The sequence below is a fragment of the Lentilactobacillus sp. TOM.63 genome, assembly GCF_030361045.1.
Lineage (GTDB): Bacteria > Bacillota > Bacilli > Lactobacillales > Lactobacillaceae > Lentilactobacillus > Lentilactobacillus dabitei.
In genome coordinates this window covers 1-11598 of sequence record NZ_JAUCAP010000077.1, presented here as the reverse complement: position 1 = coordinate 11598, position 11598 = coordinate 1, and the positions used below count along the sequence as shown (strand labels likewise).

The window sequence follows — 11598 nt, the reverse complement described above, 5'->3', positions numbered from 1 at the left end:
ACACCAGTACAACGATGGTAACTTTAGCGTTTGTCTCAGTTTTCCTACGCCGCTTTTAGAGATCTCAAACAGTTTCTTAATAAAGTGATGTTGCTTTTCATCCAACAATCCATGGGGATAGTCATGCCGACTCAGTTCTCCCCTTGCGTTAATTCGGTGAGTCTCAACTTCAAGACCCACGGTTGAATTAATCAAATCAGAAACTTGGGTATCCGAATTTGTTTTAGCCAAAGAAGTCCCCCTCTTTCACAGTTCTCTCTACAATTACTTTTTCTCGTAATTATCCGGCTTGCCCATCACGCCAAATAATCGTTGCCGCAATTCGTCTGCATCCATATCTGGATGCTCTTCAAAACCAGTGAAGGGCTTTGGATTTTCATGGGCGCGATTTTGGTAACGGTTTGCCATTGATAAGCCATATGACATGAGTGAACCGTCAACCTCGTGATCCATCAGGGTCGCGGCCGGAGTTAATTTGGGATTATCCAACCGATCCTGCATCGTATCCAAGATCTCTTGATACTCCGGCCCCCACTGAATGGTTGCGCCAAATAATTGCAGCTAATCGAGGAAGTTCTGGGCCTCGTGATGATAAATTGTCTGCTGGGTCGGACTTTCCATCGCAACAACTTCATTCATTGCCCGTCCCTGATCCAACTTCAGGTTAATCTTATCAGGAGTGGTAATCGGTGGGGTCATCATGAAGTAGCTCAACAGAATTCTAAAGAATCTGACCGCCGAGGTTCGAACTCCAAGAGCCGTTGTTGGGTCCAAATCAAGCATTCGTAACTCAATATAATCCGTCCCGTTTTTCACCATGTGAGTCAAATCGCCATTCATGGACTTCAGACGCACACTGGTATGATATTCAGCCTCACTAAACAAATTGCCATCCTTAATATTTTGTTCAATATTATCCACATATTCACGAACCGAACGATAATTATGGGTAACATCCGAAGTGAGGCCATAATGCGACGACCGAATGCTTCGAACCTCGTGACTTGGTTGATCTTCGTCAAGTTTGAAATAATTTCTCTCAGCAATTGGACTGTTACCAAATAAGTATGTAATCAACCATCGATAATAGCCAAATCCTTGTGCCAATTTGATATAAATATAATTAACAAATTCGGCATAGGAGTCGTACTTGTCACGCTGAGACTCCCAAACGGTCTGCAACACGTCATCATTAATGCTGACATTTAAATGAACCCCAACAGGTAATCCCTGGGTATCGCTGCGCGTTTTAATCCACTTTTCATAATAGGCCTTTTGTTTTGGATCAACGTTTGCGATTGGAATCGACCGTTTATCTTGCGGAAGAACTGGCGGCATACTCATTGGCCAGAGTAGTTCGTTTGGTTCTAGAGCATTTCGTAGAGTATCATTCAGGGCCATCAGATAATGCATTGCATCAAAGGATTTCCTGGCCGTCGGGGTAATAATCTCACTCTGAACCTGATAAACATCTGTTTTAATAAAATGATTTTTTCTTTGATTGCCTAAGGCTTTGGGATAGGGTTCCTTTGTCAATTGCCCGGCTGAATTGACCCGAATCGTTTCAACTTCAATTCCCATATTAAAATCACTCGCACTGCCCACAATCTCATTGTTAAATATGGTTTGCCCAATATCATCAAACATAGATCTACCTCCTCGTATTGCTGGTGTAGAAAAGTTATCTTACTCTAACGCAATTGACTTCATTTTTCAAAAGGTTTCTGTATTCCTCATTACTTTAATTGTACGTCAATTCGCCAAATTTCTTCAAAATGACGTCTTCCCAACTCTGCTCCCACCATTTTGTTATATAATTATTTCAATACACTTTGGAGGACATCAGCATGCAAAAGCCAAGAATCAAAGGTATCGGGTTGGCCATTTTGGGGCCATTGCTTTGGGGAATTTCGGGAACAATTGCCCAATTCCTCTTCACAAGTAAAAATGTTAGTGCCGACTGGCTGGTTTCCGTCCGCATGTTAGTTTCCGGCCTTCTTCTTGTTTTGTTCGGCCTAATCACGGGTGCCAAGGCGAGTTTGGCAGTTTGGCACAATCGAGTCGATGCACTTAAGCTAATCTTTTTTAGCTTTGTTGGCATGGCGGCTTCCCAATATACATATTTTAAGGCCATTGAGTTTGGAAATGCAGCAACAGCAACCATTCTGCAATTTTTATCCCCAGCGGTCATCATTATTTACCTCATGTTTCGAACTCGCAGCTTGCCTCGCCGCATTGACGTTATTTCGCTCATAATGGCGTTATCCGGGACAATCCTGTTAGTGACTCATGGGAGATTAACCACCTTGGCAATCCCTTTGCAGGGGCTTCTGTGGGGGTTAGGAACAGCAGTTACCGCCAGCATTTATACACTGCTCCCTGGCAAATTACTGAGAAAATACGGTTCAATCCCAATTGTTGGTTGGTCAATGTTAATTGGTGGCGTATCCTTCAGCTGCTTTTATCAAGTTTGGGCCGAGATGCCGGCCTTTTCCTGGCAAACATACAGTGGGGTTACCTTCGTGGTAATTTTTGGCACAATGCTGGCATACCTGTTTTACCTCCAAAGCCTCAGTTATATCCAACCGACAACTGCTATTGTGCTGGGCTCCTTTGAACCACTTTCGGCAACAACTTTATCAATCCTCTTGCTGGGAATTAGCTTTGGTCTCCCAGAAACAATTGGTGGCATTCTGATTCTTGGAACAGTTGGACTTCAATCCTGGGCAGCCATGCAAACTCAAGCCCCAGTTTCATAATTAGCGCACAAAAAGCTGATCGATTTCCCCAATTGGGATGGCAATCAGCTTTTGATTTGTTAATCAACTTTTTTGTATCGTTCCGCTTCTTTCGCATTTAAGCCAGCTTCTCGCAGTTTGGAAGCCACCGAAAAGCCATCTTCCTTATCCACGTGGATTTCAACAACTTTGGTAGTTCCTTGGTGCGTCACCATCAAAGTTTGAATATTTAATTGATTTTCGGCCATAATTTTACCAATATCGAAGATAACACCCGGCCGGTCTTTTTCCACGAACACCTGAACCACCGTGCCATCTTCGTTATAATCGGTCACGTCCAAGAAAGCATCCAATATGTCATTGTTAGTGATGATTCCCACCACGGCGCCCGCACTCATAACCGGTAAGACGCCAATTTGGTACTTGCGCATCTCATAAATTGCATCCTCAAGGAAATCGTCGGCATTAATCGTGTGAACAGTTGGCTCCATGACATCCTTAACCGTCATTTTATTCAATAAATAGTTATATTCATAAATTGATAAACTAGTGGCCTTCGATGGTGAAGCTGCTTGAATCGTCCCTTGGGTCACCAAGCCGACCAATTCGCCGTCATCAATCACCGGTAATCGATGAATGTTGTTCTCTTTCATGATATTCACCGCGACACTGACCTTGGTCTCGGGCGGCACGGTGATCACGTTATCGGACATAAAATCTCTTACACTCATTATTTAACCTCCCAAGTATGCTTTTTGAACTTCTTTATTAGCCAGCAATTCGGACCCAGTGCCGGTCAGTTGAACTTTCCCAGTTGAAAGAACGTAACCTCGATCAGCAATTGACAATGCTTTTTTGGCATTCTGTTCGATCAAAAGAACGGTTGTCCCCTGTTTATTAATCTCTTTGATAATATCAAAAATTTCATTAATAAAAATTGGCGCAAGGCCCATCGACGGTTCATCCAATAGAATAAGCTTGGGATTAGCCATTAAGGCTCGACCCATGGCAAGCATTTGCTGCTCGCCACCGGACAACGTTGCGGCATCTTGATTTTTCCGTTGTTTCAAAATCGGAAACCGTTCGAAAACTTCATCAAAAGTTTGCTTAATTTTGGAACGATCCTTCACCAAGAAAGAACCCATTTGCAAATTTTCCATCACTGAGAGGCCTGAGAAAATGTGCCGGCCTTCCGGGACTTGAGAGATCCCTTCAGCAACCACTTTAGGTGCCTTCTGGGACTGAATTTCTTTATTTTCATAAATAATCTTGCCTCTTTTGGGCTTCAGGAGGCCGGAAATCGTCTTTAAAATGGTCGATTTACCTGCACCATTAGCGCCAATTAATGACACAATCTCACCTTCGTTAATCTCAAAGCTGACGCCCTTGACGGCATTGATCACGCCATAATTGACAACTAAATCATTCACTTGTAGTAACATTGTGTCATTACGCCTCCTCACCTAGATAAGCTTTAATCACTGCTGGGTTCGCCTGGATTTCATCTGGGGTTCCTTGAGCTAGCAAGGAACCATGATCCAATACATAAATGCATTGGGCAAGGTTCATGACCAGCGACATATCATGTTCAATCAACAAAATGGTAATGTGGAAACTATGTTGCACTTTTAAGATCAATTGAGTGAGGTTGGCAGTCTCTTCAGGATTCATCCCGGCAGCTGGTTCATCCAAGAAAAGGATTTGCGGTTTGGTTGCCAGCGCCCGAACAATTTCTAGTCGGCGCTGGGTGCCGTATGGCAAGTTTTTTGCCAACACATCAACATCATCAGTCAATTCAAAGATTGCCAATAATTTCTTAGCTTCTGCCACCAGCCGCGCCTCAGTTTTGTAGTAACTAGGGAACCGGAAGATGGTTGGGATAAAGCCTTCTTTGAATTTGCTGGTCATAGCAATTAACACATTATCCAGCACACTCAGATTTTTAAACAATCGAATATTTTGAAATGTCCGCGAAAGCCCCATATCGGCAATTTTATACGCCCGTTTACCATTGAGCGGGTAAGTCCCATTTTCACCGCTCAAAACAATTGAACCAGATGACGCTGGAATTACACCAGTCAGCAGATTGAACAAAGTGGTTTTCCCAGCCCCATTCGGGCCAATCAGGGCAACCAGTTCATTGTTATCCAAATGCAGGGAAACGTTGGAAACGGCAGTCAAACCACCGAAGTTTTTCACCAGGTTCTCAACTTGTAATAGCTTACTCATGATTCAACCCGCTCCTTTCGTTTTGATCGGCTGAAAATCTTTTTGATGGACAATTCCCAGGTCCCTAGCAGCCCAGATGGTTTGAAAATCATAATCAGGATCAAAGCAGCCGCGTAGATGACCATCCGCAGGGCCCCGAAGTTTTGCAACACGGTATCCAGTACGCCCAAAACAACTGCCGCAACAAACGTGCCGGTGATACTACCGACCCCACCAAGAACCACAATGATCAAAATCGAAATCGACTCCATAATGCCAAAATCGTTCGGTGCAATGGTTTGCAGGTACGATGCATGAAGCGAACCGGCAACGGCTGCTGTTGAAGCGCCAAGAACAAATGCGGCTAGTTTCCACTTAGTGACATTAATTCCCATAGCCTCAGCTGCAATCTCATCTTCGCGAACTGATTTAACTGCGCGTCCAGCCCGACTATGAATGAAGTTGACGATAATGATCGTCGTAACGCAAACCATAATGTATACCGTTGGCCAGTCAGCAAATTGCGGAATATTAAACATCCCAGCTGCCCCACCAGTGATTTTCATATTATTAATGAGAATTCGGATAATTTCTGAAGCCCCCATTGTGGCAATCGCAAGGTAATCACCTCGAAGTCGCAACGTTGGCACCCCAACGATCAAGGCGGCGATAATCGAAATCACGATGCCGATAAAGATTGATGCATAGAAGCCACCTGGCGTGCTGGCGGTTTGTGTGACGATTGCAGTCGCATACGCCCCAATTGCCATGAAACCGGCATGGCCAAGTGAGAACTGACCCGCGAACCCAATAATTAAGTTGAGGCCGGTCGCTAAAATAATATTAATACCAATGGTCACCAACATATTTTCGATAAATGAATCGATCACCCCAACCAAAATCAAAGTATTCATTAAGTAAAAGCCGGCAACCATCATTATCAGCCAAACTAGATTGTATTTAACATTTGCTTTCAAATTAGATCACCTACACTTTTTCTTTGGTATTCTTGCCGAAAATTCCAGCTGGCAAGATCAATAGAATCACAATCAAGACGAAGTACACAACGGCATCTTTGTATGCGGACAGCCCAATCGACTGGACAAAGGTTTCCAAAATTCCAATGATAAAGCCACCAACGGAAGCGCCAGGAACCGAACCAATGCCACCAAGGACTGCGGCGACGAACGCCTTGATCCCAGGGGTCATCCCCATCAATGGATCAATTGAGTTATAATACAATCCAATCAGAACACCAGCTGCTCCAGCAAGAGCTGAACCAAGGGCAAAGGTAAACGAAATCGTCCAGTTAATGTTAATCCCAACCAATTCGGCCGCATCAGGGTCAACAGAAACTGCTCGCATTGCTCGGCCCATTTTGGTTTTCTTAATGATCAATTGAAGCAGAACCATCAACACACATGCAGTAACCAAAATAAGAATCTGAATATTTGAAATCAAAACACCGCCAATATGATAGTTGACCTGCTTGATAATCTGCGGGAAATCGCGGGTGTTTGAACTGAATAGGTAAGACATCCCATTTTCAAGCAGAAATGATACCCCGATTGCGGTGATCAGTGCAGTGATCCGCGGAGAACGCCGCAATGGCCGGTAAGCGAAGTATTCAATGATAACCCCACTAGCCGCCCCAACGAGCATCGCCGACAATAATGCACTGATAAAGTTGAAGTGCCAGACATTAATGACGTAATATCCCCAAAAAGCACCCAACATGTAAATATCACCATGCGCAAAGTTGATCAGTTTGATGATCCCGTAAACCATTGTGTACCCGAGAGCAAGCAACGCGTAGATACTTCCAAGTGAAAGCCCATTAATAATTTGCTGAAAAAATGTTTCCAAAATGTGTTCCTCCTCTCGAGGTAAAGTTATTGGCTACGTAGCTGAATGATGCTCCACAAAGCAGAAGCTTAAGCACCTGGCTACGTAGCCGAATGATGCTACACCAAGCAAAAGCTTGCACATAAGCACCTTTTCCAGAAATCCAAAAATCAGGATTTCTGGAAAAGGAGACTTATGCTCCAGTTTTTAACCGCTTGGTTCCGCATACTACTTAATATCAAACGAATTGCTTACCTTACCCTTGGTCAACTGTTCGATTGCAATTGGTTTCTCTGGGTCATGGTTCTTGTTCATGGTAATTTTGCCTGTGACACCGTCGAAATCTTTGATGTTTGCGAGACCCTTTGCAATTTTGACAGAGTCTGCAGATTTTTCGTTTTCAATGGCTGTTTTAATCATGTAAACCGAATCATATGCAAGGGCTGAGAATGTTGGCGCATCTTGGTGATAACGGGCCTTGTACTTGTTCATGAATTTGACAGCTGTTGGGTTATCCTTAGCAACATCATCAGAGAATGGGGTCGTGTAGTAGATCTTGCTTGCGTTCTGATCACCAGCAATTTGGGCCAACTTAGGATCGGCCATGCCATCACTACCAACGATTGGAACATTAATACCAGCTTGACGGGCTTGCTTAATAATCAAGCCAAGTTCGTTATAGTAACCAGGAGCATAAATTGCATCAATCTTCTTTGATTTAAATGAGGTCAAAACAGCGTTGAAATCTTTGTCACCAGCAGTGAAGAATTGGCTATCAACCACTTTGCCGGTGTAAGCTTTCTTGAAGGCTTTTGCCAAACCAGTTCCATAATCACTTGAGTTATCAGCGTAGACGGCAACCCGCTTTGCTTTCAATGTATTGGTCATGAATTTAGCAGCAGTGCTTCCTTGGAAGTTGTTTTGGTAACATGCTCTAAATACGTAGGGTTGAACCTTGCCACTCTTTTGAAGCGTATAAGCTGGGTCAGTCGCTGAAGGACTCACACTTGGAACAGCTGCCTTTGTGATGTTTGGAATCTCGGCAGTCCCGGCATTGGTTGTTGCCGGGCCAACGATTGCCGCAACCTTATCATTATTAACAAGTTGAGCTGCAACGGACGCCGATGTGTTAGTTGAGGTCTTGTTATCGCGAATAATCAACTTAATCTTTTTCTTCTTACCATTTACATTAATTCCGCCATCTTTGTTAATTTCAGCAGCCGCAAGTTGGATCCCTTGCTTCTGTGAATTACCATAGCCGGCAGCGGCACCGGAAAGTTCCATGTTAACGCCAATTTTGATTGTGTTACCAGTTGTTTGGTTCCCTTTAGTTGTCGTTTTGGCGGTACTACATCCGGCAAAAATTCCTGCAGTCATTACAATCGCGGCCATGCTGACAACTTTCTTAATCATCGTTTTCTTCATAAAATCTACCCACTTTCACTATTTATGTATCTAATTTCTAATCCCTAACTTTGATGCGTTAAATCAAGATAAGCACTATTTCTTATATTTACCCCTCCCGAAAGATATAAAAAAACCTCATTCGTTTAATGAATGAGGTTAAAAATCTTGATTGATCAAGCCCTCATCATTAAAAATGAAAATAAGGGCTCAACTTACTGATGACTTGCTAGTGATAAACTAGCTCGCAATCAATGTCGGGTCCTTCATCTTTAATAATAAGGCTAAATCTTGGCTAAGAGGTGCTGCCATGACGATGTTCATATCTGCATTAATAATTTTCATGACCGCTACCTCCTTACCAAGATTTAATGATTGATTAGAAGTATAGTAATCCTCTCATAAAATGTCAACCTTTCTAATCAAATTAGTTTACTCTTATTATTTATTAAAGCCCATAAACGTGATGTCTATGGGCTTTAATGACAATGAATATTTTATAAGATAATCAATTTTCTAGGTGCGGTTGTCAATCTTTCGTTTCCTTGGGCAGTTATTAGCAGGTCATCTTCAATTCGAACGCCGCCCACTTTCGGCAAATAAATTCCAGGTTCAACGGTCATCACATTGTTAACTTCAGAAATGTTTGATTTCCAACGGGGACCAAAATTGGGTCCTTCATGAATGTCCAAGCCAATTCCGTGGCCACTACCATGTTCGTAGTATTTCCCATAGCCTTGCTTGGCGATGTAATCTCGCCCGGCAGCGTCGACTTCTTGACCGTTGGCACCTGGCTTAATGACATCAAACATCAATTCTTGGGCGTTATAGACAATCCGGTGGATCTTTTTCAGTTCATCACCTGGGTCCCCCAAAGCAAACGTCCGGGTACAATCTGATGTGTAACGATCAACATAAAAGCCAAAATCAACGGTAACCATATCACCCTTTTCCAACTGTTTAGTCGAAGCTGATCCATGGGGTAATGCCGACCGATACCCACTGGCGACAATCGTATCAAAACTGGGCTTCTCAGCACCGTGTTCCAACATCCAATTATTTAACCAATTCGACACCTGTCGTTCAGTTTGGCCGATTTGGACATGTTTGATTAACTCGTTAAAGCCTTCGCTTGCCAGGGCAGTTGACTTGCGCAAAGTAGCCACTTCATCGGCGTCTTTTACCTCACGAAGCTTTTCAACCACGCCATTTTCGGCAATTAAGGCATCGCCGAAGAGCTTACTGAGCGTCTGATAGAGCTGGAAACTAACGGAGGTCTCAAACCCAACTCGTTGAAATTTCGGTCCAGTTAACACTTTATGGGCGACTTCATAGTAATCACGGGTGATTTCAAGATTAATGTCCTTTGAAAGTGAACTTTCCAATTCAACTTGATAACGAGCATCGGTAATCAGGGTCAAAGAATTCGGGGTCGCCACTAAGCAGCCATCTCCAGGTAATCCTTGAAAGCCGGTTAGGTATTCCAAACTAAATGGATTTGTAACGATAAATGCATCCAACCCAAGTTGGGCCATTGTTTTCTGAAAACGACTGATTCTTTGATTCATTCCGACCACACTCCTATCATTATTTTTGCTGCTTAACCACTAAATACATAGCGCTCATGATCGACCAGCAAGCCAACTGATGTCATCATCACGACAACCACGATCAGGAAAATCAAGACAACCGTCCAGCTTGACGTCAAACTATGAACGTACCCACAAATCATTGGCCCAGCAGCCGCTAACAGATAACCAAAAGACTGCCCCATGCCAGAAACGGCAGCCGTTTCATTCGGGTCACGAGTCTTCAGGTTAAATAAGGTCATTGCTTCACTGAAAGCCATGTTCGTCGAAAGCCCCAGCAAGATGCAGGCCGCGACCGCAAACCAGAAACTCAGGGTCGCCAGCAATAAGCTCCCCAGTCCTGCAAAGAAGATGACGGCAATCGTCAAAACCATGGTTGACTGCCGCTTGGCCTCACTGATGATTCTCGGAATAATAAATGAAAATGGCAAAGCAGTTATTTGGAGTAGTCCCAGCAGATAACCGGCAGTATTCTGCTTAATTCCTGAAGCCATCAAAATCGGTGGCAGCCAGGTCAAAATTGAATAAAACAACAATGACTGTAATCCCATGAAGCCACCAAGTGCCCAGGCTAGCGGTCGCTTCCATGGTGAAGTTTGCGTTTGCCCCTGATGATACGATTTCTTCTTATTAGTTGTCATTTTTGACTGACTAATACTCAATAAAATAGCCACGATAATGGCAATGACTGGAATAATTGAAATAAACTGCATCATGACTTGCCACGAAATCCATTGGCTGATAACGGAACTAAACCCGGCCGAAATCGCGCTCGATAACGACATCGCAAAGACGTACATCCCAGTGTAGGTCCCAATTCGCATCGGAAACAAATAAGAAACCAGCGTCGGCGCCAGAACGTTTAACATGGCAATTCCACAACCGATACAAATCGTTCCAATCAGTAATCCCGTAAAAGAATACACTCGGACAAAGTTTCCAATCGCGAGTAACAACAAGTCCGCCATCGTGACCATTAAGATTCCAAATCGCCGGATAAAAAAGGTAACGGTTGGTGACAATAGCCCAAAACAAATCAGGGGGATCGTCGTCAAACTCCCCAGAAACCATTCCGGTAAACTAAATGAATTTTGAATATTTGCTAAAATTGGCGGGACAACTGTAATCGCCGTCCGCATATTTGCCCCAACCAGAAATATGAGTAAGGCACCAAGAAGAACTCGGTGGGACACTGGCGTTGTTTCTTCTTTCATTTAAAATTCTCTCCTCAATTATGAAATTCTACTTCAGTTCTTTCTCTAATAGTCGCATTTTTCGCCCCATTTGATCGACTGAGGTGCCAATTTGTTGATAACCAAACTTTTCATACAGTCCAATGTGCTTGGTAACGATGTATGCTTTGCGGAAACCAACCTGAGTTAGCTGACTCTCGGCAATGGTGACCAGCTGCTCGCTCAAATGACGACCCCGATAGGCCTCACTCACAAAAACATAGCCGATGAACGGCGAATACCCGCTGGCTTTAACAATGTCTTCTTTGACAATTGCACAAAAGCCGACGAGTTGATCACCATCAGTTAATACAATCACGCGCTCCCAATCCAGGAAGTGATGGGCGATCATCTCATTTGCTAAATATTTACCGGCTGGCCAGGAAACGGCCCCAATTAATTTAGCAAAATGGTGCCATTGAGGATCGTGATCCGCTAAGATAATCTGTTTCAATTTTGGTCTCCTTTCTATAAATTAACTCCAAGTGATTCAATTATAGACTATGTCAACCACTCCTGAATAAATTCAGGAGCTTGTGAGAATAACACCTCACGGTGTCACGACCACAATTTGCTTAGATA

12 protein-coding genes and 1 pseudogene are annotated in these 11598 nt (G+C 43.5%); 1 reads left to right on the top strand and 12 read right to left on the bottom strand.

The window, feature by feature from the left end; genetic code table 11:
- The 3 genes and pseudogenes from QUF07_RS11715 to QUF07_RS11705 form a co-directional block, all read right to left on the bottom strand.
- Positions 1-231 (bottom strand): annotated as a pseudogene (locus QUF07_RS11715) (hypothetical protein); the annotation flags it as partial.
- Between the two features lie 33 nt (positions 232-264).
- Positions 265-510: a hypothetical protein gene (locus QUF07_RS11710; protein ID WP_289427553.1), complete on the bottom strand. Its 246-nt coding sequence runs from the start codon at positions 508-510 to the stop codon at positions 265-267.
- A 51-nt stretch (positions 511-561) separates the two neighbouring features.
- Positions 562-1647 carry a glutamate--cysteine ligase gene (locus tag QUF07_RS11705; RefSeq protein WP_289427552.1) on the bottom strand — a complete coding sequence of 362 codons (1086 nt, stop codon included), beginning with the start codon at positions 1645-1647 and terminating at the stop codon, positions 562-564.
- 200 nt (positions 1648-1847) lie between these two features.
- On the opposite strand from QUF07_RS11705, the gene QUF07_RS11700 reads away from it, so the two are divergent.
- Positions 1848-2759: a DMT family transporter gene (locus QUF07_RS11700; RefSeq protein WP_289427551.1), complete on the top strand. Its 912-nt coding sequence runs from the start codon at positions 1848-1850 to the stop codon at positions 2757-2759.
- A 59-nt stretch (positions 2760-2818) separates the two neighbouring features.
- On the opposite strand, the gene QUF07_RS11695 is transcribed toward QUF07_RS11700, so the two are convergent.
- The 9 genes from QUF07_RS11695 to QUF07_RS11655 form a co-directional block, all read right to left on the bottom strand.
- Positions 2819-3469 carry a CBS domain-containing protein gene (locus tag QUF07_RS11695; protein WP_217164458.1) on the bottom strand — a complete coding sequence of 217 codons (651 nt, stop codon included), beginning with the start codon at positions 3467-3469 and terminating at the stop codon, positions 2819-2821.
- Positions 3470-3472: 3 nt separating this feature from the next.
- Positions 3473-4180: an ABC transporter ATP-binding protein gene (locus QUF07_RS11690; protein ID WP_217164460.1), complete on the bottom strand. Its 708-nt coding sequence runs from the start codon at positions 4178-4180 to the stop codon at positions 3473-3475.
- Positions 4181-4187: 7 nt separating this feature from the next.
- Positions 4188-4967, bottom strand: a complete 780-nt coding sequence (locus tag QUF07_RS11685) for an ABC transporter ATP-binding protein (RefSeq protein WP_217164463.1) — start codon at positions 4965-4967, stop codon at positions 4188-4190.
- Positions 4964-5884 (bottom strand): branched-chain amino acid ABC transporter permease, encoded by a 921-nt coding sequence (locus QUF07_RS11680; RefSeq protein ID WP_430673533.1) that lies wholly within the window; start codon positions 5882-5884, stop codon positions 4964-4966. Before QUF07_RS11680 ends, QUF07_RS11685 begins: the two co-directional genes overlap by 4 nt.
- A 49-nt stretch (positions 5885-5933) precedes the next feature.
- The gene (locus tag QUF07_RS11675) at positions 5934-6812 is read right to left on the bottom strand and encodes a branched-chain amino acid ABC transporter permease (RefSeq protein ID WP_217164468.1); all 879 of its coding nucleotides are present in this window, start codon (positions 6810-6812) and stop codon (positions 5934-5936) included.
- Between the two features lie 207 nt (positions 6813-7019).
- A complete protein-coding gene (locus QUF07_RS11670) occupies positions 7020-8216 on the bottom strand; it encodes an ABC transporter substrate-binding protein (RefSeq protein WP_217164471.1) in 1197 nt (398 codons plus the stop codon).
- A 476-nt stretch (positions 8217-8692) separates the two neighbouring features.
- Positions 8693-9763: a M24 family metallopeptidase gene (locus QUF07_RS11665; protein ID WP_217165406.1), complete on the bottom strand. Its 1071-nt coding sequence runs from the start codon at positions 9761-9763 to the stop codon at positions 8693-8695.
- 32 nt (positions 9764-9795) lie between these two features.
- Positions 9796-10998 carry an MFS transporter gene (locus tag QUF07_RS11660; RefSeq protein ID WP_289427549.1) on the bottom strand — a complete coding sequence of 401 codons (1203 nt, stop codon included), beginning with the start codon at positions 10996-10998 and terminating at the stop codon, positions 9796-9798.
- Between the two features lie 28 nt (positions 10999-11026).
- Complete coding sequence (locus tag QUF07_RS11655; RefSeq protein WP_289427547.1) at positions 11027-11470, bottom strand: GNAT family N-acetyltransferase; 444 nt, start codon at positions 11468-11470, stop codon at positions 11027-11029.
- Positions 11471-11598: the final 128 nt, after the last annotated feature.

Coding starts and splice junctions, on each gene's coding strand:
- QUF07_RS11705 (WP_289427552.1), bottom strand. CDS start 1,647: ATGTTTGATGATATTGGGCAAACCATATTTAACAATGAGATTGTGGGC.
- QUF07_RS11700 (WP_289427551.1), top strand. CDS start 1,848: ATGCAAAAGCCAAGAATCAAAGGTATCGGGTTGGCCATTTTGGGGCCA.
- QUF07_RS11695 (WP_217164458.1), bottom strand. CDS start 3,469: ATGAGTGTAAGAGATTTTATGTCCGATAACGTGATCACCGTGCCGCCC.
- QUF07_RS11690 (WP_217164460.1), bottom strand. CDS start 4,180: ATGTTACTACAAGTGAATGATTTAGTTGTCAATTATGGCGTGATCAAT.
- QUF07_RS11685 (WP_217164463.1), bottom strand. CDS start 4,967: ATGAGTAAGCTATTACAAGTTGAGAACCTGGTGAAAAACTTCGGTGGT.
- QUF07_RS11680 (WP_430673533.1), bottom strand. CDS start 5,884: ATGATGGTTGCCGGCTTTTACTTAATGAATACTTTGATTTTGGTTGGG.
- QUF07_RS11670 (WP_217164471.1), bottom strand. CDS start 8,216: ATGAAGAAAACGATGATTAAGAAAGTTGTCAGCATGGCCGCGATTGTA.
- QUF07_RS11665 (WP_217165406.1), bottom strand. CDS start 9,763: ATGAATCAAAGAATCAGTCGTTTTCAGAAAACAATGGCCCAACTTGGG.
- QUF07_RS11660 (WP_289427549.1), bottom strand. CDS start 10,998: ATGAAAGAAGAAACAACGCCAGTGTCCCACCGAGTTCTTCTTGGTGCC.